The 20,761-nt window shown below is 60.8% G+C and carries 15 protein-coding genes; 7 read left to right on the forward strand and 8 right to left on the reverse strand.

The window, feature by feature from the left end:
• Window positions 1–147 precede the first annotated feature (147 nt).
• From BUB62_RS15100 to BUB62_RS15110, 3 genes are all read left to right on the forward strand, one after another.
• A complete protein-coding gene (locus BUB62_RS15100) occupies window positions 148–1,908 on the forward strand; it encodes an SBBP repeat-containing protein (RefSeq protein WP_159437473.1) in 1,761 nt (586 codons plus the stop codon).
• 219 nt (window positions 1,909–2,127) lie between these two features.
• Complete coding sequence (locus tag BUB62_RS15105; RefSeq protein ID WP_084539105.1) at window positions 2,128–4,002, forward strand: prolipoprotein diacylglyceryl transferase family protein; 1,875 nt, start codon at window positions 2,128–2,130, stop codon at window positions 4,000–4,002.
• 130 nt (window positions 4,003–4,132) lie between these two features.
• Window positions 4,133–5,995: a prolipoprotein diacylglyceryl transferase family protein gene (locus BUB62_RS15110; protein WP_073111490.1), complete on the forward strand. Its 1,863-nt coding sequence runs from the start codon at window positions 4,133–4,135 to the stop codon at window positions 5,993–5,995.
• Here the strand turns inward: BUB62_RS15110 and BUB62_RS15115 are convergent.
• Complete coding sequence (locus tag BUB62_RS15115) at window positions 5,992–6,198, reverse strand: DUF2905 family protein (RefSeq protein ID WP_234988771.1); 207 nt, start codon at window positions 6,196–6,198, stop codon at window positions 5,992–5,994. The genes BUB62_RS15110 and BUB62_RS15115 overlap by 4 nt on opposite strands.
• 156 nt (window positions 6,199–6,354) lie before the next feature.
• A complete protein-coding gene (locus BUB62_RS19110; protein ID WP_143164208.1) occupies window positions 6,355–6,552 on the reverse strand; it encodes a hypothetical protein in 198 nt (65 codons plus the stop codon).
• A gap of 210 nt (window positions 6,553–6,762) precedes the next feature.
• Between BUB62_RS19110 and BUB62_RS19115 the strand changes: the two genes are divergently transcribed.
• Both BUB62_RS19115 and BUB62_RS19120 read left to right on the forward strand, forming a co-directional pair.
• The gene (locus BUB62_RS19115) at window positions 6,763–7,461 is read left to right on the forward strand and encodes a M48 family metalloprotease (protein WP_143164209.1); all 699 of its coding nucleotides are present in this window, start codon (window positions 6,763–6,765) and stop codon (window positions 7,459–7,461) included.
• Between the two features lie 100 nt (window positions 7,462–7,561).
• Complete coding sequence (locus BUB62_RS19120; RefSeq protein WP_143164210.1) at window positions 7,562–7,915, forward strand: hypothetical protein; 354 nt, start codon at window positions 7,562–7,564, stop codon at window positions 7,913–7,915.
• Between the two features lie 501 nt (window positions 7,916–8,416).
• Here the strand turns inward: BUB62_RS19120 and BUB62_RS15120 are convergent.
• From BUB62_RS15120 to BUB62_RS15145, 6 genes are all read right to left on the reverse strand, one after another.
• On the reverse strand, window positions 8,417–10,945 hold the full coding sequence (locus tag BUB62_RS15120; protein ID WP_073111494.1) for a type IA DNA topoisomerase: 2,529 nt from the start codon (window positions 10,943–10,945) through the stop codon (window positions 8,417–8,419).
• A gap of 201 nt (window positions 10,946–11,146) precedes the next feature.
• Window positions 11,147–12,091 (reverse strand): NAD(P)-dependent alcohol dehydrogenase, encoded by a 945-nt coding sequence (locus BUB62_RS15125; protein ID WP_073111496.1) that lies wholly within the window; start codon window positions 12,089–12,091, stop codon window positions 11,147–11,149.
• Between the two features lie 180 nt (window positions 12,092–12,271).
• On the reverse strand, window positions 12,272–13,024 hold the full coding sequence (locus tag BUB62_RS15130) for a carbonic anhydrase (protein ID WP_073111498.1): 753 nt from the start codon (window positions 13,022–13,024) through the stop codon (window positions 12,272–12,274).
• A gap of 105 nt (window positions 13,025–13,129) precedes the next feature.
• Window positions 13,130–14,728, reverse strand: a complete 1,599-nt coding sequence (locus tag BUB62_RS15135; RefSeq protein ID WP_073111500.1) for a SulP family inorganic anion transporter — start codon at window positions 14,726–14,728, stop codon at window positions 13,130–13,132.
• 232 nt (window positions 14,729–14,960) lie between these two features.
• Window positions 14,961–16,367 carry a sensor histidine kinase gene (locus tag BUB62_RS15140; RefSeq protein WP_073111502.1) on the reverse strand — a complete coding sequence of 469 codons (1,407 nt, stop codon included), beginning with the start codon at window positions 16,365–16,367 and terminating at the stop codon, window positions 14,961–14,963.
• A gap of 163 nt (window positions 16,368–16,530) precedes the next feature.
• On the reverse strand, window positions 16,531–17,214 hold the full coding sequence (locus BUB62_RS15145; RefSeq protein ID WP_073111504.1) for a response regulator: 684 nt from the start codon (window positions 17,212–17,214) through the stop codon (window positions 16,531–16,533).
• Between the two features lie 302 nt (window positions 17,215–17,516).
• On the opposite strand from BUB62_RS15145, the gene BUB62_RS15150 reads away from it, so the two are divergent.
• A complete protein-coding gene (locus tag BUB62_RS15150) occupies window positions 17,517–18,305 on the forward strand; it encodes a polysaccharide biosynthesis/export family protein (RefSeq protein WP_143164211.1) in 789 nt (262 codons plus the stop codon).
• 43 nt (window positions 18,306–18,348) lie between these two features.
• Window positions 18,349–20,739: a GumC family protein gene (locus BUB62_RS15155; protein ID WP_073111506.1), complete on the forward strand. Its 2,391-nt coding sequence runs from the start codon at window positions 18,349–18,351 to the stop codon at window positions 20,737–20,739.
• Window positions 20,740–20,761: the final 22 nt, after the last annotated feature.

Below are 20,761 nucleotides of genomic sequence, written 5' to 3' on the forward strand. Positions count from 1 at the left end.
ACACAGGCCGTCAGGCTCCCCTCTCCCCAAGGAGAGGGGTCGGGGGTGAGGTCCCCCAAGACTGCCGCAGCGCCGCTGCCCTTTTCGGGCGGGTTGCGTACCTTGAAGAGTCTGATGAACTTCCGTTTCAACCTTCTCTTTCGCCCCATGAAAAAACACCTACTCGCTACTTTCCTGGCCAGCGCCGTGCTGCTTACGGCTCAGGCCCAGGCGTTTCAGTGGAACCAGCAAGCCGGCGGCGCGGCGGCCGATGAGGGCCGCGGCGTGGCCGTGGATGGCCAGGGCAACGCCTACGTGGCGGGCCTGTTTCGGGGTGCGGCCACCTTCGGCACCGGTGCGGCCCAGGTCACGCTCAACAGCACGCCGCCGCTCGTCGGCACCACGCCCACCGCCGATGCGGTGCTGGCCAAGTATGCGCCTTCCGGGGCGTTGCTCTGGGCCCGGCGCGGCGGCGGCCCCGGCACCGAAGAAACCGGCGGCGTGGCCCTCGATCCGCTCAGCGGCGGGGCCTACGTCATCGGCTCCTTCTCGGGGTCGGCCACGTTCGACTCGGGCCTGCCGGGCACCATGCCGGTGCTTACCAGCGCCGGGGCCGACGACCTGTTTCTGGTGAAGTACGACGCGGCCGGCACTCTGCTCTGGAGCCGCGCCTTGGGCAGTGCCAATGCCTCAGCCGAAAGCGGCTACGCCATAGCCACCGACTCGGTGGGCAACGCCTACCTCACCGGCGAGTTTCGCGATACGCCGGTGCTGGGCGGCGGCACGGCCACCGTCAGCAGCGCTGGTAATACCGACGTGCTCATTGCCAAATACAGCCCCGCTGGCACGCTGCTCTGGGCGCGGCGCGGCGGGGCCGCCGATGCCGACGTGGGCCGCGCCATTGCCGTGGACCGCGCCGGGGCCTGCGTGGTCACGGGCTCGTTTCGGGGCACAGCTACGTTTGAGGGCGGCGCGGGCAGCCCGGCCGTCACCCTGCGGGCCCGCTCCGGCTCGGCCGACGTGTTTGTGGTGAAATATGATGCTGGCGGCACGCCGCTTTGGGGCCGCGTGGGCTACGGCTCGGGGGTTAAGATCGGGCGCGGCATCTGCACCGACCGGCGCAAGGACATTTACCTGATGACCTACTTCAACGACGGCCTCATCCTGACCAGCACGCCCACCGACTCGGTGCAGCTGACCACCACGCCCGGCAACCGCGACGTGGTGGTGGTGAAATACTCGCCCCAGGGCACCATTCAATGGACGCGCCCCGCCGGCGGCCCTGCTCTCGATACAGGCATCAACATTGCCGCCGACGGCCAGAACAACATCTACGCCCTCAGCTACTTCCAGCAGACCATGACCTTCCCGCCCGGCACGTCGGCCCCCGGCGTGCCGGGCCAGACAGTCACGTCGGCGGGCAGCGCCGATGCCGTGGTGGCCTCCTACACGGCCGGCGGGGTGTTGCGCTGGCTGCGCCGCCTGGGTGGCCCGCTCGATGACCTGGGCTATGGCCTGGCCCCCGACAATGCCGGCAATCTGCTGCTGACCGGCTACTTCACCGGCGGCCCCTTCACCGCCGACGGCACCCTGCCGCTGTTCACGCAGCCCAGCAACGTCCGCGACATCTTCATCAGCCGCCTCCAGAATATTCTGACCAGCACCAGGGCCGCCGGCCGCCTCGCCGCTGGTCTGCAGGCTTGGCCCAACCCCACCGCCGACCGGCTGCACCTGCGCCTGGCCTCAGCCCACCCCGCCACCGCCACCCTGCTCGATGCGCGGGGGCGGGAGCTGCAAACCCTGGCGCTTACTGCCCACGGCCCTGGTCAGCAGGCTGAGTTGTCGTTGGCCGGCCGCGCCGCGGGCTTGTATCTGGTGCGGGTACAGAGCGAAGGAGCCAGCGTCACGCTCCGGGTGGTGCGCCCTTGAGCGGCAGGCTGCTGGCCCCTGGCGGAAGTCTGCTTAAATCATGGCAACACGCTGTCCATTAATTCATTACAACCATGTCGACAGCAAAAACCAATCTAATCATTGCAAAAAATGGTTGCGCTTGGGGTCAGTTATTGGCTTACGTTTGAGCTACCCCTGCCAACCGTTGGCAGGCCAATGCGGGCGTACGCCGGCGCTCCACTCTAAACGCAGAATTTTATGCTCCTTATCTCTACTTTCCACCTAGTCATTCCTTCCTCGGCGAGCTATGATTATTACGCGCTTTTCTACGTGCTGGCCTTCGCCCTGAACCTGGTTTTGCTGGTCTGGGAAGGTCACCGGCGCGGCTACCCGATGCGGACGTGGCTGGTGCTGCTGGTCTGCACCACGCTGGCTTTCATTCTGGGCACCAAGCTATTGGCCTTCTCCCCGGCCGAGTGGCAGCAGTTACTGCACACCGGCAATTGGCCCACGTCCGGGGCCCGCACGGTGCTGGGTGGGGCATTGGCGGGAACGCTCACGCTGCTGGCCCTGCGCCGACCCTTTGGCTTCAGCTGGCACGTATTCGATGCCTTCACGCTGCCTATGTGCGCGGCGCTGGTGGTGCAGTGCGTGGGCTGCGTGCTCACGGGCTGCTGCTTCGGCGAGCTTACCAGCGGCAGCTGGGGCCTCACTTACGCACCCCACACCTTGCCCTACGTGTGGCAGCTCTCGCGGGGCCTGATTCCGGCTGATGCCGCGCAGTCGCTGCCGGTGCACCCTACGCAGCTGTACTCGCTGGTGCTGTGCGCGGCAGTGGGCACGGTGCTGGTGCTCACGCGCCACCGCGCCTGGCCCGGCGGCAGCCGCCGGCTGCTGCACCTGGGCCTGCTGCTGGCCGGGCGCTTCCTGGTCGAGTTTTGGCGCGACCCAGCCGGGGAGCAGGTGGGCGCGGCCCTGCACACGCACGGCGGCCTGGCCCTGAAACAGGTGCAATGGGCGCTGTTGCTGCTGGCTCCGTTGGCGCTGGGCGGGTGGCTGTGGCTGCTGCGCCGCGCCCGTCGGGTGCCAATGCAGCCCGAGGTTATTCCGAACCAGAACCCGGTGCGCAATCTGCTGGCTGTGGCGGCGCTGCTGGCCCTCACGGCCTGGCTGGGGGCGCATGCCCTCACACTACCCGAAGTACTGGTGGTGAAAGCCCTGCTGCTGACCGTGCTGACGCTGGAAGGCGGGGCCTTGCTGCTGGGCGCGGCTACGGCTCTGCCGCCCGCCCGCGTGGCGCTGCCGCTTGCTCTGGCCGGCGTGGTGCTGGTGCTCACCAGCCAGCAGCTGCCCGCCGACTCGGCCACCGCCACCGAAGCGGCTTACTTCTCCTTCACCCCCGGCATTGCCACCGGGCGCTACGATGAGGACGTGACGTATACGCCCAGCGGCGGCTGCTCCGGCGGCGGCGGCACGCCCACGCGCACCGGCTACTACCACAGCTACCAGACCGTGGGCGGCGATTTTTCCTACACCCGACCCAGCTCCCGCCGCCCCGGCCGCACCACCTACGGCATCGGCGTGCGGGCCGGCAATGAGTACGTGAATGCGCAGTCGCTGACGCCCGGCGGCCCGTTTCTGACCGCCGACCCCAAAGACGGCCGGCACTTCCCGCTGCTCGATGTGAATCCGTATGTGGAGCGCGACCGGCTGCGGGCCAACGGCTTCGGCTACGGCGTGCGGCTGGGCCTGCATGTGGGCGAACTAGGTCATCTGAGCGCCAAAAACGCAGGCCCCGAGTTGCGCAAAGTAAGTGCCCAGCCCGACGCGAAAATCTGGCTGGGAGTGCGCCGCACGCTGTTTGCGCAGGCCGATTTTGGCAACGGCCCGTTGGCTCTGGGCAATCCCACCGGCCGGCTGGCCCTGGGTTCGGGCCTGGGCTCCGACTGGACCCGCTGCGTGCTGGGCGGCGTGGCCCTGGCCGACCATGAATCGGAGCCGACGATGGGCTTTCTGAGCGCCAGCTTCCCGCTGGGGCGCTCCGGGCTGTGGCTCGAACCCTACGGCGCTACCAATTTCGGCCGCCACCGGCAAGGCTCGGTGCGGCTGCAGTACCGCCTCAAAACACGTTAGCAACCGGTACTGCTGCTAGCTCGGCCACCACCGGAGAGCCGCCACGGCATTGCTCCTGGTTGGTAGCGTGCGGTTCATGCGCAACATAATCCTACGCATTATTTCTCCGGCTTCAACTTTCTATTGTCGCATGATCTTTAGCCTCCTATTACCCTCGCCTCTGGCCCACGACTACTATTCGCTGTTCTATCTGCTGGGCTTTGGGGCGGCTGGAGCGCTGCTGCTGTGGGAAGGGCTGCACCGTCGCTATCCGCTACGCTCCTGGCTGCTGCTGGTGGCCGGCACCCTGTTGCTACTGATTTTAGGAACCAAGCTTATTACTATTTCCTGGCTCGATGGGTGGCAGCACAGGTTTGAGCTAAGTACCGGGCAACGCTCAGTGCTGGGCGGTATGCTGGGGGCCACGCTGGGCGTGGCGCTGCTACGGCGCTGGCTGGGGTTTGGGCGCGATGCCTACGATGCCTTTGCCCTGCCTTTCCTGCTGGGGCTGGCCGTGCAGGGCCTGGGCTGCCTGCTCACCGGGTGCTGCTTTGGCATTCGCGCGGCCGAGTCGTGGCCTTGGGGGGTGTGCTATGCGCCTGGCACGCTGCCGTTTTTGACGCAGGTAGCCAAAGGGCAACTTGCGGCCGCAGCGGCCCACTCTCTGCCAGTGCATGCGGCGCAGCTCTACCAGATTGGATTATGCCTGAGCATTGGGGCCGCTTTGGGGCTGACGCGCTATCGGCAGTGGCCCGCCAAGAGCCGGCTAGTGCTGGCTTTTGCGCTGTATGTGGCCGGGCGCTGTGTGCTGGAAAATTGGCGCGACCCACTTGGCGATGTACTCGGAGCCGGCGAATGGCAGCAACTGAAGCCCGTACAGCTAGGCTTGGGGCTGGCTGCGCTGGGGCTGGGTGCCTACTTTCTCTATCTCGTAAGATACTCCAAGGCCGGACCGGGTAGGGCGGCCATCGCGCCAGCCAGCCGGCCGGGGCGCACACTAGCCGGCGCGGCGGCCCTGCTGGGCTTCACTGCTGTGCTGGGGCCGGAGTGGCTGGTGCTGCCGGAGCAATGGGTAGTGAAAAGTTTGCTGCTGCCGGTTATCGGGCTGGAAGTAGGCTGCTGGCTATGGGGCTCGGCCCAAAGCCGCCGTTACCAGGTAGCACCCGCCGGCCTGATTCTGTTGTGTGGGCTGCTGACCAGTCAGGCACCGGCTCCCCCCGATTCCAGTGCTTCACGGACCTCCCGAGCATATACTTCCGTCCACTTTGGAGGCACTGGTGGCCAAGCCGAGCAGTATTTCGAAGCGCCCGAGTATGGCTGCTCGGGCACCACATTCCCCATTAGCACCTATCAGCAGCGGTACGCAACGGCTTCGCTGGGCATTTCCCGTACCCTACCCCTGCACAACGACGGCACTATTACGTTCGAGGTACACGCGGCGCTGGGCGGCACCCATTTCCGCCCGTTGCAGGATACCATCATATTGATCAACCACAATAGAAATTACGCCCCCAGCACGGCGCTTCTTGAACAAAACACGGCCCGTCTGTACGCATTCAGCCCATACGTTGAGTACTCCGACGCGAAGAATTTGCGGGTGGGGCTCGGCTTTCATGTCGGTAGCCTGGCCTACGACTACCCCTATAAACCCGGGACCATCACGCAGGCCACGCCGCAGCTTCTGATAGAAGTCGGCAAGCTTTCTACGCTGTACTTTCACAGCAGCGCTTACTACGGCCTGCAGGGCTTGGGCAACGGCACGGCTACGCTGGGAGCAGGCACTGGTTTCGGGCGTGACAATATTCGGCTGCTGGTTGGCGTAGCGGTGCCCAACAGCAAGCTGAAGGGTGTCAAAGGAGCAGATACCGGCACGGCGTTCGGTCTGGGTTTCGTGCAAGCTTCCTTCCAAGCAGCCCAGCGCTGGCAGCTGAAACCCTTTCTGGCTACCAATTTCGACGACGTGTACCAGTTCTCCGTCCAGACCAGCTACCGCCTGTCTGGCAAGAACCGCTAACCCAGCCGCCGTACCAGCCACAGAATCAGGCTCAGCACCACGCTCAACAGCAGCATCGACACCAGCGGTGCATAGAGCCGGAAGCCGGGCCGCTCGATGCGAATATCGCCGGGCAGGCGGCCGAACCAGCCCAGCAGACTACCGCCACCCAGCCACACGAAGGCCCCGAGAGCCAGCAACCCCAGGCCCAGCAGCAGCAGCATTTTTCCAAATTGGGGAGTCATAAGCGGGTCGTCAGGTCGTTACCACCAGAGCTAAACCCCGACCACCAGCAGTACCACCAGCCCCACGTACACGCCCAGGGCGAGCCACTCGCCCCGGTCTTGGAAGTCGTAAGGAAACCGCTTCTGGGCCTTTTGCTACATCAGCATGAAGAAGTACAGGCCGCCGGCCGTGAGCCCCAGTGCCGCCCATTGCGGCACGGTCTGCCGGAACAGCAGCAGCATCCCCACGATCGGCAGCAGCCCAATAGTGTACCCTAGTAAGCGTGCCTTGAATCGCGCCCTGGCAAGTGGTAACTGGAGTTTGGATTGGGGTTTATGTGAATTTTTGGCCATGAATATTACTAATACTTTAGAAGCCAATATAAGGTAACTACTTCCTCTTACCAAACACTGCTCCAATATGCCCCATATATAAATATATTGCTTCGATGATAAAAATCTAATAATATCATCGCAATATTGACATAGTAAATATTTGTTATTAAATTAGACTAAATCAACGCAGGCAGCAGCAATTGATTGCCTGCGAAAGTCATATAGTATATGAAAATTTACATAGCATTACTCCTCTTCTCTTTTCAGACTAACGTGGCTTCGGCACAAGATGATTATTGTTATGGAGCTGAACAAGGCAAACATTCCATAAGAGATTTAAAGCTATATAGTACCTCAGGCAACTATCAGGTTGATCAAATCACGATACAAGAATTATCCTTTATGAGCTCAAGATTTTTGGTATATCCAGTCCTATATTTCTACGATGGCGAAAATGCTTTTGCTTCTAAAGATCAATTATCTCCAAACGGCCCTGATGGCACAGTGGCTTTTGGCTTTCAACTGTTCAATCGGGAATATATACGTTATCCAGGCGGGCCATCTATCCCTATTATAATTGCTCATGAATTTGGGCATATTGTTCAATTCAAATATGGAGGATTTAGCCATATATCTATAATGAAAAAAGAACTCTTCGCTGATTATTTAGCAGGTGCATATTTACTGATACGAGGTGGTCTTAACATTGATGCAGTGCAAGAATCTTTCGAGGAAATGGGCGACACTGATTTCGGTAGTCTTGACCATCATGGAACACCCGAACAACGAACAGCCGCCTTGGCAGAAGGATACAACGATGCCATGAGAGAAGGCTATCGATTCACGTTGAGCCGAGCTATAACGCTAGGAAGAAAATACGTCTTATCTATTCCAGACCCGGAAAATGAAGATGAAGTTGAGCCATAAGTAAAATAAACTATCATTTCAATAATAAAACTCAAAATATCACTCAATGGCACCTCCTTTGTTCAAGTACGTTTTCAACATAGACTTCTATGCCAATATTTTGGCACCTATTGACAGTGTTATTACTAAAAAAACATTACCTATTACAGAAACCATCGTCCCAGATGAGGATATAGGCTCGATACAATTTCTCTCGAATAAAGAAGTTTTATTAGGGTTAATAATATTGACAACACTTATTATTGTATTAATTATAAATGTTATTGTGGTTAAAAAAATGAATATAAATGCTGACTCATCCGTAAAATTATTACTAACAACAATCGTCATATTTAGCGGGCTTTTTCTAGTTGCTGCTGGATACGATGACAGAACAATTGCTCCTGTCTTTGGCCTACTTGGTGCAACACTTGGCTATATTTTCGGAAAATCAGAAACTAACAAACCAGCATGAAACCACTATTACTGTTATTTTTGATTATCATCACATCCCATACTACATGTATTGGCCAATACCAAGTTCGCATCATTGACAGTGATGATCAAACAGAGGGCATATCTTCAACACTATCTAAAAAAGAATTACTACTGGCGAACACAGTCAATCCAAGATATGCCGTAGAGTGTTCTATTGACAGAAGCCAATGGACAAACAGAATTATCCGATATCATTCCACACTCGAAATTTCTTTAGAAGATGAATACGCCTATTTTTTTGTTCGAGTCTGCGACGATGAACAAACAGAAACTTGTATAGTATATAAACTAAGACCTGGTCGACGCTACGTAATAAAAAGGGACCCTAACTCAAGTAAAATAGTTATTAAATCGCAGAGCGGAGGTTAGCAAACCATATGTAAAATGCAAGTTATTTAAACTGGTTATCAGGAATATGAATACCCTGATTTATCCCCATGAGAGTATATTCACTCAATGGTAAACCAGACTACTCTCATTACCCTTTCTCAAACACCGGCTCAATCCGACCTTCCGCATTCACCTGCAATACCGCCTCGTAGCGGTTGCCGGTTTTGGCCGAGACGAACCCGCGAATCACGCCGGTTTTGCCTTTGCGCAACAGCTGGTTCATCTGGGTGTCGCTCAGGGTTTTGCCGCCCCACTCGAAGGGGGCCCGGAACTGGCAGTCTTCGCGGAAGCGGGAGCAGCCCCAGGCGCTTGTGCCGCGCAGCATGGTGCCCAGCCGGCACACAGGACACGGAATCTGGCCGGGGTCCTGGGCGGTGGTGGGCTTGCTTTCGGCGGCCCGCACCAGCTCCAGCGTGTGCTGGGGCGTGAGGCGCACGGCGGCATCGAACTTGGTGCCGTCGTCGCTCACGTAGCCTTTTATAACGGGCGTGCGGCCTTTCGCCAGCAGCGCCGACACCTGCTTGTCCGTCAGATTCTTACTCTCGAACTGCGCAGGCAGCCGGAACTGGCAGTTTTCGCGGAAGCGGGAGCAGCCGAACGCCGTTTTGCCCTTCAGAATATGCCCCGTCTTGCACGCCGGACACGCGCCCAGGCTGCCGGCAATGGCCGGCGTGGCCGCTACCGCAGGCTTGGGGGCTACGCCTGGCTTGGCGGCCGTAGCCTCCGAAGCCTGGCCGGCCATGGTAATGTAGCGCCGCGAGCCGTCCTGCTTCACCTCGTCCACCATCTCGCGCACCAGCATTTTCAGCTCGTCCAGAAACAGGCCCGAGTCCAGATTGCCGCTTTCGATCTGGCGCAGCTTCCGCTCCCACTGCCCCGTCAGCTCCGCCGATTTCAGCGTGGGGTTGCGAATCAGGCCGATCAGCTCGACGCCGGTGGGCGTGGGCAGGATGCGCTTTTTCTCGCGCCGGATGTAGCCGCGCTTAAACAGCGTTTCGATGATGGCGGCGCGGGTACTGGGCCGACCGATGCCGTTTTCCTTCATGGCCTGCCGCATTTCCTCGTCGTCGATGCTGCGGCCGGCGGTTTCCATGCCGCGCAGCAGCATGGCCTCGGTGTAGTCGCGCGGGGGCTGGGTTACTTTCTGATCGAGGCGGGGCTTGTGGGGGCCGCTTTCGCCCTTCTCGAACGAGGGCAGCACGGTGCTCACCACGTCGTCGTCGCCCTCGCCGGGCTTGGCGGTGCTGGGGGCCTGCTGGGCGGCTGGGTCGCCATACACGATGCGCCAGCCAGGGTTCAGTATCTGGCGGCCCCGCACCCGAAACGGGTGACCTGCGGCCTCAGCCGTCACGGTGGTGTTGCTTACCTCGCAGTCGGGATAAAAGGCGGCCAGAAAGCGGCGCACGATGATGTCATACACGCTGCTTTCGGTGCCGCCCAGCCCGCCCGCGCTGGCCCCGGTGGGGATAATGGCGTGGTGGTCGGTGACTTTGTTGTTATTGAAAACCTTCGGACTTTTCTTGATTTTGGCGGCCAACAGCGGCTGGGTGAGGCTGTGGTAGGCGCTCAGGCCCTGCATGATGCCGGCAATCTTGGGGTACTGGTCGTCGGGCAGGAAGGTGGTATCGACGCGCGGGTAGCTCACCACTTTTTTCTCGTAGAGCGCCTGCACGGTTTTAAGCGTGTCCTCGGCCGAAAGACCCAACTGGTTGTTGCACTGCACTTGCAAAGAGGTCAGGTCGAACAGCGACGGCGGCGACTCCAGCGCCTTCTTGATTTCGACGCCCGTCACGGTCAGCGGAGCATCTTTCACGGCGGCCATAGCGGCATCGGCTTCTTCCTGGCTCACGAAGTAGCCACGGGCTTTCAGGCGGGCTTTTTCGTCGGGCTCGTCGTCGTCCTTACCCTTTTTCACGGGGGCTACGTGGCTGAACATGGTGCCCCGGTACTCGGTGCGCAGCACCCAATAGGGCTCCGGTTTGAAGTTCTGAATTTCGTGGTAGCGGTCCACGAGCAGGGCCAGCGTGGGCGTTTGCACCCGCCCGATGCTGAGCACCTGCTTCTGGCCGGCGGCGTATTTGAGCGTGAACAGGCGCGTGGCGTTCAGGCCCAGCAGCCAATCACCGGCGGCGCGGCTCTTGCCGGCCTGGTAGAGGTTGTCGAACTCCGAGCCCTCGCGCAGGTTGGCAAACCCCTGGCGGATAGCCTCTTCCGTCAGCGACGAAATCCAGAGGCGCTTGAAGGGCTTGCGGTACTTGGCCTCCATCAACACCCAGCGCTGAATCACCTCCCCTTCCTGCCCGGCGTCGCCGCAGTTTATCACTTCCTCAGCGTTGGCCAGCAGGTTTTTAATGACTGTGAACTGCCGCACCACGCCATCGTCGCGGCGCATGAGCTTGATGCCGAAGTTGTCGGGCATCATGGGCAGGTCGTGAATGCTCCAGCGCTTCCACTCGGGGCGGTAGTCTTCGGGCTCGCGCAGCTGGCAGAAGTGCCCAAACGTCCAGGTGACCTGGTAACCGTTGCCCTCGAAGTAGCCGTCCATCTTGCGGCTGGCCCCGAGTACGTGGGCAATTTCGCGGGCTACGCTGGGCTTTTCGGCAATGCAGACTTTCAAAATCGTTATTTCTCGCTGATTGGGATACTATTCCGGCTGGGGTGAGCCAGCCAGGAATCAACAAAGATACGGTGGGAAAAGGTCGTTTCCGGCATTGCTAAAACGGGGTAAAAACACGTAACACCGTGCTTTTACCCCGTTTTAGCACTCCAATTAGCCTGCAACCAACTGAGGCGGATTCTGATAGCAAACCCTGCTCCCCTACTCCACCAGCAGCACAATCTTCCCCGCCGCCCGGCCTTCTTCGCTGAGGCGGTGCGCGGCGGCGGTTTCGGCCAGCGGGAAGGTATGGGCGATGATGGGACGCAGGGTGCCGGCCTGCAGCCAGGCCGAAATCAGGGCCAGGTCCATGCCGCGGTTGGCGGCCAGGAACACGCTCATTTTCTTATCGGAGAAGACGGCAGCGAAGGTGCCGGTCAGGGCATCTTTGGGTTCGGGGGCGGTGGTTACGTAGCGGCCGTTGCGGCGCAGGGCGGGCCGGGCAGCCAGGTAGCTGCTCTTGCCCACGGCATCGAAAATGAGGTCGTAGCGGCTCAGGTCGCGGGTGAAGTCATACTCGTGGTGGTTCAGGATTCGGTCGGCGCCGAGGCTGCGCACCAGCTCCGCGTTGTCGGGCCCGCATACGCCGGTGATTTCGCCCGCGCCGAGGGCTTTGGCAATCTGCACCGCGAAAGTACCCACGCCACCCGAAGCCCCGTTGATGAGCACCCGGTCGCCGGAAAGCTGCTGGCCATGATGATACAGCGCCTGCAAGGCCGTGAGAGCCCCCAGCGGCACGGCCGCCGCGGCGGCAAAATCCAGCTTTTCGGGAATGAATGCGAAGGTGCGCTCATCGAGCAGGGCATATTCGGCGTTGGCCCCGCCAATGCCTTCGGCCATGCCATACACCCGGTCGCCGGCTTTGCAGCGCGTCACGGAAGAACCCACGGCGGCTACCTCGCCGGCCACATCGCGGCCCGGTATTTTGGGAAAGTTCTGGCCCGTGAGCAGCTTCAGGCTGCCGCTGCGAATCTTCCAATCGACGGGATTGACGCTGCTGGCCCGCACGCGCACCAGAATCTGGTCGGCCTGGGGCGTGGGCGTGGGCTGCTCGCCGTAGTGGAGCACATCGGCAGCGCCGTACTGGGTATAGTAAATGGCGTTCATGGCAGCTGAGTTACCTGATGATGGTGGCACTGGCATACGTAAGAAACGCAGCAAAAAGCTGATGCTGGCGGCCGCCCCTCACTACCTAGCAGCAAAAAAAAAACCGCCGCAGCCAAGGGCTACGGCGGTTTCAACCACACTTAGAGACAAATACAAGCCCGGTTGCCCGAGCCTGTGGGGTTAGCCGGCCTTGTGCACCAGCGAAGGCTTGTCGTCCTTCGCGGTGCCGGGGGCCGACTTGGTTTCCGACGACTTGGGCTTGGCAAGCTTGCCGTCTTGTGCATCTTCCGCCACCTCTTCGGCATGTTCCACGGCCTCCACGCCGTAGATGTGCTTGAACTCGTTGAGCGCACCGGTTTCCACTTCCAGGTCGTGCAGCAGGCCGTCGTGAATGTCGTAGACCAGGCCGTGCAGCTGGGGCGGCTTGGGGCCTTTCAGCGCATTCTGATATATGTTGGTGCTGGCGATGTTGCGCACCTGCTCAATGACGTTCAGCTCGACGAGGCGGCGCAGGCGCTGTTCCTCGTCTTTGATGCGCAGAAATTCGGTTTCGTGCAGGCGCACCACGTCGCGGATGTGGGCCAGCCAGTTGTCGATCAGGCCATACTGCTTGTTGGCCGCCGCTGCTGCCACGCCGCCGCAACCGTAGTGACCTACCACCATAATTATTTCTACCTCAAGCACTTCCACCGCATATTGAAGCACAGAAAGCAGGTTCATATCGGAATGCACTACCAGGTTGGCAATGTTGCGGTGCACGAACATTTCGCCGGGGCCGGTGCCGGTGATGGCGGAGGCTGGCACCCGCGAGTCGGAGCAGCCGATGAAGAGGTACCGGGGTTTCTGGCCCTTAGCCAGGCGGTGGAAATATTCGCTGTCCTTGGTCAGCTTTTGCTTCACCCATTCGCGGTTGTTGTCAAGTATCTTCTGCATGTGCGGCAGGCTAAAATTCAGTTCTGAGGGAGAATTTGAATGGTTTGGGAAGGATAAACCGGACAGAGGAGCGACAGGTTTTCGGCTGCTGGCGGCCCGCTCCGGCTAGTGGCTCAGGGCATCTACGTGGCGGATGCCGCGCAGTTCCAGCTCGATGCCGCGCTCGGGAGCCGTGATTCGGAAGTTTTCAATGGCCTCCAGCACGTCGTAGTCAATTACGGCCGAATCGGTGCCGTCGATGATGACGTGGGAGCCGGGCGCGAATTTTTCGAACGTGGTGACGATGCTGGCCTTGTTCAGAAAGGAGACGTGCTCACTGAGCTTGACGTGAATGACATTGGGCTGGTCGCTGGGCTCGTTGTGGAAGTAATAAGCCGAGTTCAGGTTGGCCTTCAGAATGTAGAAGATGCCAATGGCCAGGCCCACGCACACGCCCTTGAGCAGATCGGTGAACAGGATGGCCACCACCGTAATGAAAAACGGCAGGAACTGCTCCCAGCCCAGCCGCCACTGCGAGCGGTAGAGGGCCGGCTTGGTAAGCTTGAAGCCGATCAGCAGCAGCACAGCCGCCAGCGCCGACAGCGGAATCAGGTTTAGTATTGACGAGAGCACCAACAGGCTGGTGAGCAGCAGCAGGCCATGCAGGAAAGCCGATACCTTGGTCTGAGCGCCGGCATCAATGTTGGCCGAGCTGCGCACGATAACGGCCGTGAGCGGCAGCCCGCCGATGAGCCCGCTCACAATGTTGCCCACGCCCTGAGCCTTCAGCTCGCGGTTTTGGGGCGTGTGGCGCTTGTGCGGGTCCAGCTTGTCTACGGCCTCCACGCTGAGCAGCGTTTCCAACGAGGCCACGATGGCAATGGTGATGGCCACCACGTAGGTGTTGCTGCGGGTCAGCGCCGACCAGTCGGGGAAGCGCAGCTCGCGGGTCAGGTCGGCGAAAGAGCCGATGGCGGGCAGCTTCACCAGGTGCTCGGGGCGCACCTGCAGCTCCGGGGCAATGCTTTTGAGCAGCAGGTTGAGCAGAATAGATACCACCACCACAATCAGAGCGCCGGGCACGAGCCGCAGGGCGCGGTTGCTTTTCACGGGCTTGCTGTCCCAGATCAAGAGCACCACCAGCGAAACCAGCCCGATAAGTGCCGAGCCCCAGCTGATGGCTTGGGTGGCCGCCACAATGGCGGAAAATGTATTCTGGCCGTTGAACTGCAGGAAGTCCATGTCCTCGAAGTAGTCCGTATCGGCCCCGAAAAAGTGGGGAATCTGCTTCAGAATCAGAATCAGACCAATGGCCGCCAGCATTCCGCGAATCACCGACGAGGGGAAATACATGCCGATGATTCCGGCTTTCAGATAGCCCAGCACCAGCTGCAGCACGCCCGCCACCACGGTGGCGGCCAGCACGGCCTCAAACGTGCCCAGCGTGGCCAGCGCCGATAGCATAATAGCCGTGAGGCCCGCCGCCGGCCCGCTCACGCTTAGCTGCGAGCCGCTCACCCACGAAACCAGCACGCCCCCCACGATACCCGTAATCACGCCGGAAAGCAGCGGGGCCCCCGAGGCCAGCGAGATGCCCAGGCACAGCGGCAGCGCCACCAGAAACACGACCAGCCCGGCCGGCGCATCCTTGGCCAGATGCTGCAGATAATTCAGGGAAGAACCCGAAGCCGTTGGGGTTTCGGGAGCCGGAGCGGTTTTTACCATAAGAAAGGGAAACAGGCCTGCGCCTCCCATCAACCGACGGAGGCCGCAGGCCGCACTACCCTACAAGTGTACGCGCGGGGGGTTAAGACCGGGTTAAAACAGCGTTAAAAGGAAATTAAAACTCATTAAAGCCGCTTCAAGTCTCCTATAAGCCTGTTTGAGCCGATGAAGGAAGACGTGCGGAGCCCGAGAGGTCGGCGGGCGGACAGTTTTTTTGGGGCCGCGGGCCGGTTCAGGACCGGGCGGCGGGCAGTTCCAGCGTCACCTGGGTGCCCTCGCCGAGCTGGCTGGCAATGCGCACCACGCCGCCGTGCAGCTCCATTATTTTGGCCGTGAGCGGCAGGCCAATACCGTGGCCGGGCACGTTGCGCACGGTTTCGGCCCGAAAAAATGGCACGAACACCTGCTGGCGGTCGGCTTCGCTCATGCCCACGCCCTGGTCGCGCACTTCCAGCCGCACCCGCCCCTGCCCCGCCGACAGTATGGCCAGGATGGGCGCATCGGTGCCGCGGGAAAACTTGCAGGCATTTTCGATGACGTTGAGAAAAGCCGCCAGCAGCAGCGGTTCGTTGCCGCTCACCACAAACGGCTGGCGCTCTTGCCCCACCGGCGGCTCGCCAAACTCCAGGTCGATGCGGCAGGTGGGCTGGCGGCGCTGCACTTCCTCGTGGGCCTGCAGCAGCAGCTCATCCAGCGGCACGGGCCGCAGCGGCACCTGCGAGGGGTCGTCGGAGGCGCGGGCAATCTGGAGCAGGCCGTTGGTGAGGTCTTTGAGCAGGCGGGCAGCATCCAGAGTGCTTTGCAGCACGCGCCGGTATTCGGCCGGGCTGCGCTCCTGCTGCAGCAGCGCCACTTCCAGCTCGCCGATGAGCACTGTGAGCGGCGTGCGTAGCTCGTGCGAAGCATCGCGCACGAAGGTGCGCTGGCCGGCAAAGGCCGTTTCGAGGCGGTTGAGCAAGCTATTGAAGCGCTGGGCCAGGTGCGACACCTCGTCCTGCCCATCGGCCTGGGAAAGACGGCGGTGCAGATCGGAGGCCGAAATGGCATCTACCTCGCGCACAATGCGCTGCATGGGCTGCAGGGCCTGCCGGGCAAAAAACCATCCCCCGATACCCACGATAATCAGCGAGATAAACAGGCCACCGGCCAGCACCTGCCGCAGCGTGCGCAGGTTCGAGCGGCTGTCGGCATCCAGGGAGGCGGCCACCACCACGAAGTCGCCGCGGCGGGCGTCGCGGTAGAGCAGGCCGATGATCTGGTGGTAATCCTGCTGGGCTTCGATGTGGCGGCCCACGCGCCGCACTTCCGCGAGCAGCGCCAGCGGCACCGGCCGCCCCGAGCCCTGCCCCTCGTGAAACACCTGCCGGTTGTGGCGGTCGAACACGCGCACTTCTTCCTCGGGCAGCGTGCGGTAGAATTGCCGCAGGTAGCGCCGGTACGAAATCTGACTTTCCTTGCTGCCCCGGTTCTCGCCATCCAGATATACGTGCGCCACTACCCGCGCCCGCGCAAACAGGCTATCGGTGAAGGCACTACGCCGCGACTGGTAGGTGAAAAAGTAGATTACCAGCGAAAACAGCAGCAGCGTAATGGCCAGAATAGCCGCAAACTGCCACGCCAGTCGGGTGCGGATGGTCATTTTTTAATGTGGAGGATGTGGAGAATGTGAGAAATGTAGGGGATGTGGAAATGTGAGGACTGTGGAAAATGTGCTGATGTGAGCAAAAAAGCTACGAGTGCAGGTTCGCGGATAATTCATTTCCCACATTCTCCACATCAGCACATTTATCACATTCCTCACATTAAAAACCCTCCTCCTTCATCACGTAGCCCATGCCCACCAGCGTATGGATGAGCTTGGGGGTGAAATCTTTGTCCACTTTTTTGCGCAGGAAGTTGATGTACACGTCGATGACGTTGGAGCCGGTGTCGAAGCTGGTTTCCCAGACCTGCTCCAAAATATCGACCCTGGACACTACGCGGTTTTGGTTGCGGAGCAAGTATTCGAGCAGGGCAAACTCGCGGGCGGTGAGCTGAATGGCGTGGCCGGCCCGCTGCACCAGCTTGCGGGCGGGGTCCAGAGTGAGGTCGGCCAGCTGCAGCACGGTGCCGGGCGTGGGGACCTCGTGCCGGCGGCGGGCCAGCGCCCGGATGCGGGCCAGCAGCTCCTGAAAGGCGAAAGGCTTCACCAGATAATCGTCGGCCCCGGCATCGAGGCCACGGATTTTGTCGTCGGTTTCGCCCAGGGCCGTCAGCATCAGAATGGGCACCTTGGTGTTCTGGGCCCGCACCTGCCGGCACACTTCCAGCCCGTTCAGGCCGGGCAGCAGGTTGTCAAGAATGATCAGGTCGTAGCTGTTGCTCAGGGCCAGGCGCATTCCCGTGAGGCCATCGGCGGCCGTATCGACGCTGTGGTCTTGCTCGGTGAGACCTTTTTGCAGGAACGAGGCCACTTTGGGCTCATCCTCGACCAGCAGAATTTTCATGCGCGGATGCTTTGGTGGTGACAAGTAACCCCGAAGGTAGGCAGTTCGACCGGCAAGCAGCCACCCAGACCGGCCAATTGGCCCGGCAGGCCCGTTTGGGCGGCCCCATCACATCATCATGCAGTACAATAATTTAAAAGAATAATTTAAAAATAACTTGACATTACCGACTCTATCCAATACGTTTATGAAAATATTCTATTACAGGGTATTTTCTCTCTTTCCGCGTTCATTGTCTGTTTTTGAGTTGCTTAAACTCCTCCGATTCAGCCGATGCCTCCGTCTGCCAAAGCCTGAATTCCATGCGCCCGACCCACCGTTTTTGCCTGTATCTGCTGTTTTTCGCTGCGGCCGTCTGGCTTAGCGGCTGCGTGGCCCAGCGCACCCTGCCCTACCTGCAAGGCCCCGACTATTCGACGCAAAGCCCGGTATCGGTCCCGAATGAGCCGCTGCCCTACCGCATTCAGCCCAGCGACGTGCTCAGCATTCGGGTACAGAGCGTACAGCCCGTGCTCAACGACATGTTCAACATCACCGACACCCGCAGCATAATGGCTGGCGGCGACCCCAGTACGCTGTTCCTAGCCGGCTATTCTGTCGATGTGGACGGCTTTATCAACCTGCCTACGGTGGGCAAGGTGAAGGTGACGGGCATGACGCTCGAAGAGGCCCAGGCCCAGCTGCAGCAGCAGGTGGGCAAATTCGTGCGCGATGCCAATGTGCTGGTGAAGCTGCTCAGCTTCAAAATAACGGTGCTGGGCGAGGTGGCCAGCCCCGGCCGCTACTTCATCTACAACGCCCAGGCCACGCTGCTCGAAGGCCTGGGCCTGGCCGGCGACCTGACCGAGTTCGGCAACCGTCAGAACGTGAAGCTGATCCGGCAAACCCCGACCGGCTCGGAGGTGGTGCTCCTGAACCTGACCGACCCCAACCTGCTGCGCTCCAAATACTACTACCTGCTGCCCAACGACGCGCTCTACGTGGAGCCCGTGGCGGCCCGCACCAAACGCGGCAATGCCAACAACCTGGGCATCGTGTTCGGCGGCATCTCGGCGCTGGTATTACTGCTTAGCTATCTGAAAACCTTCTGATTATCCCGTTAGCCGGCAACTCACTCTTTAACCCTTTTCTGGCATGGAACAACGCGCTACTTCTTCCGCTGACGAAATTGATCTGCACGAGTTGTTTTTCAAGCTGCGCAACCGCTGGCCGCTGTTTGTGGGCGGGCTGCTGCTCACGGCCACGGTAGCCTTTCTCTACCTGCAGGTGAAGGCCCCCGTGTACGATTTCCGGGCTTCGATGCTGCTGGGCAATCAAAGCTCGGGCTCGAAGCAGGCGCAGGAGCTGCTGCAGATGCTGGAAGTGAAGGAAAAAGGGGTGAAAATGGAAGACGAAATCGGGCTGCTGCGCTCGGCCGACGTGGTGCGGCGAGCCATCACGCGCCTGCCCTTCGCGGTATCGTACTACGCCGTGCCGGGCTCCTGGCTGAACTCGGTGAAAGACGTGCAGGTGCGCGAGCGGGCGGCGGGCGAGGTGCCCTTCCGGGTGATTCCGGCCCCGAAAATGCCCCAGCTGACCGGCACGCGCATTTCCGTAGAGCCGCTGCCCGACGGCCGCTTTCGGGTGCAGGCCCAGGCCAAGCGCGGGCAACTCTTTCATCTGAGCACCGGCGAGATGGCCCGCGAAGTGCTCGATGTGACCCTGGACCAGACCGTGGCGGCCGGCGACACGCTCCGCTCGCCCCTGCTCACGGCCGTGATTAAGCCCGAGCCGGGCTACCCCGCCACCGGTACCAACGAGCGCTACTTTTTCACCTTCAACGACTTAGGCAGTCTCACCGGCTCTTACCAGGGCAACCTCGCCGTGCGCCCCATCGAGCACGAGTCGCGCATTGTGGAGCTGACGCTGAAAGACGTGGTGCCGGCCAAAGCCACCCAGTTTCTGGATACGCTGATGGCCGTGTACATTGAGGATGACCTGCGGGAAAAAAACATAACGGGCTACAAAACTGTGGATTTTCTGGACCACGAGATTGCCAAGCTCTCCGACTCGCTCCGGCACTCGGCGGCGGCGCTCAGCTCGTTCCGCTCGGCCCGCGGCGTGGTCGATGTGGGGGCGCAGTCCTCCGAGGGCATCCGGCAGCTCAGCGACTTGGGTATGATGCGGGCCCGCGCCGCCACCAACCGCAAGTATTACCAGAACATGCTCAGCTACCTGCGGGCCAACCAGGGCGCCACCCAGATGGTGTCGCCGAGCAGCGTGGGCATCGAAGACCCGGTGGTGAATAACCTGATTCTGCAGCTCACGGACCTGAACAGTCAGCGGGCCGCGCTGGGCGTGAATGCCAGCAGCAACAACCCCTTGGTGACGGTGCTCGATGAGCGCATCCGCACGGCCAAGCAGTCGTTGATGCAGACGCTGACCAACATGACCCGCGCCACCGATATCACGCTGCGCGACCTGGATCAGCAGCTGGGCCGGGTGCGGGGCAGCATCAATGCCATGCCCGAAAACGAGCGGCAGCTGGCCTCGCTGAAAAATAAGAGCGACTTCAACGACAAGAACTACAACTTCCTGGTGGAGAAGCGCTCGGAGGCCGCTATTTCGCTGGCTACCAACGCCACCGACAAGAAGGTGATTGACCGGGCCAAAATGAGCAGCGGCGTGCCCTCGGCCCCCAAGCCGGGCCTGGTGATGCTGCTGGCCGTGCTGGCCGGCCTGGGCGTGCCGCTGGGCCTCACGCTGCTCCTGGACAAGGCCAATCGCCGCATTCAGAGCAAGGAAGATCTGGCCCGCATCACGGGTATTCCGCTGCTGGGCGTGGTGGCCCACGGCACCAGCGCCGACAAGGAGCAGATGCTGCGCGCACCGAAAGGGCCCATTGCGGAGTCGTTTCGCTCCATCCGCGTGAACCTGCAATACCTCTCGGCGGGGCTCGATAAGAAGGTTATCGGGGTTACGTCGTCGGTGCCGGGCGAGGGCAAAACCTTCTGCGCCGTGAACCTGGCCGCGGAAATAGCCCAGAGCGGACGGCGCGTGCTGCTGCTGGAGTGCGACCTGCGCCGGCCCACCGTGGCCGGGTATTTTGGCCTCGATTCCTGCGCCACGCACGGCCTGAGCACTTACCTCACCGGCGAAAGCACCCTGGCCGAGTGCGTGCACGACAGCGGCGTGCCGAACCTGCAGGTGATGTGCTGCGGCCCCGTGCCGCCCAATCCCACCGAGCTGCTGGAAACCGAGCGCATGGAAAACCTGCTGGCCCAGCTGCGGGCCGACTACGACTATGTACTGGTCGACACGCCCCCGGTGGGCTACGTGGCCGAGTTCTTCGTGCTGCTGCGCTACCTGGAGGCCAACATCTACGTGGTGCGCCAGAACTACACCGACAAGGGCCTGATCAGTCAGATCAACGAGCTGCACCAGGAGCAGAAAATCAAACAGATCTACATGATTATCAACGATATGCACTTCACCAAAACCTACGAGTACCGCTACAAGGAAAAGGCGTACGCCTACGGCTACTAGGCCGGGTCGGCATTTCTTCTCA

It is taken from the genome of Hymenobacter daecheongensis DSM 21074, from assembly GCF_900141805.1.
GTDB lineage: Bacteria > Bacteroidota > Bacteroidia > Cytophagales > Hymenobacteraceae > Hymenobacter > Hymenobacter daecheongensis.

Coding starts and splice junctions, on each gene's coding strand:
- BUB62_RS15110 (WP_073111490.1), top strand. CDS start 4,133: ATGATCTTTAGCCTCCTATTACCCTCGCCTCTGGCCCACGACTACTAT.
- BUB62_RS15100 (WP_159437473.1), top strand. CDS start 148: ATGAAAAAACACCTACTCGCTACTTTCCTGGCCAGCGCCGTGCTGCTT.
- BUB62_RS19110 (WP_143164208.1), bottom strand. CDS start 6,552: ATGGCCAAAAATTCACATAAACCCCAATCCAAACTCCAGTTACCACTT.
- BUB62_RS15115 (WP_234988771.1), bottom strand. CDS start 6,198: ATGCTGCTGCTGCTGGGCCTGGGGTTGCTGGCTCTCGGGGCCTTCGTG.
- BUB62_RS15135 (WP_073111500.1), bottom strand. CDS start 14,728: ATGGTAAAAACCGCTCCGGCTCCCGAAACCCCAACGGCTTCGGGTTCT.
- BUB62_RS15150 (WP_143164211.1), top strand. CDS start 17,517: ATGCGCCCGACCCACCGTTTTTGCCTGTATCTGCTGTTTTTCGCTGCG.
- BUB62_RS15125 (WP_073111496.1), bottom strand. CDS start 12,091: ATGAACGCCATTTACTATACCCAGTACGGCGCTGCCGATGTGCTCCAC.
- BUB62_RS15145 (WP_073111504.1), bottom strand. CDS start 17,214: ATGAAAATTCTGCTGGTCGAGGATGAGCCCAAAGTGGCCTCGTTCCTG.
- BUB62_RS15140 (WP_073111502.1), bottom strand. CDS start 16,367: ATGACCATCCGCACCCGACTGGCGTGGCAGTTTGCGGCTATTCTGGCC.
- BUB62_RS15155 (WP_073111506.1), top strand. CDS start 18,349: ATGGAACAACGCGCTACTTCTTCCGCTGACGAAATTGATCTGCACGAG.
- BUB62_RS15105 (WP_084539105.1), top strand. CDS start 2,128: ATGCTCCTTATCTCTACTTTCCACCTAGTCATTCCTTCCTCGGCGAGC.
- BUB62_RS15130 (WP_073111498.1), bottom strand. CDS start 13,024: ATGCAGAAGATACTTGACAACAACCGCGAATGGGTGAAGCAAAAGCTG.
- BUB62_RS19115 (WP_143164209.1), top strand. CDS start 6,763: ATGAAAATTTACATAGCATTACTCCTCTTCTCTTTTCAGACTAACGTG.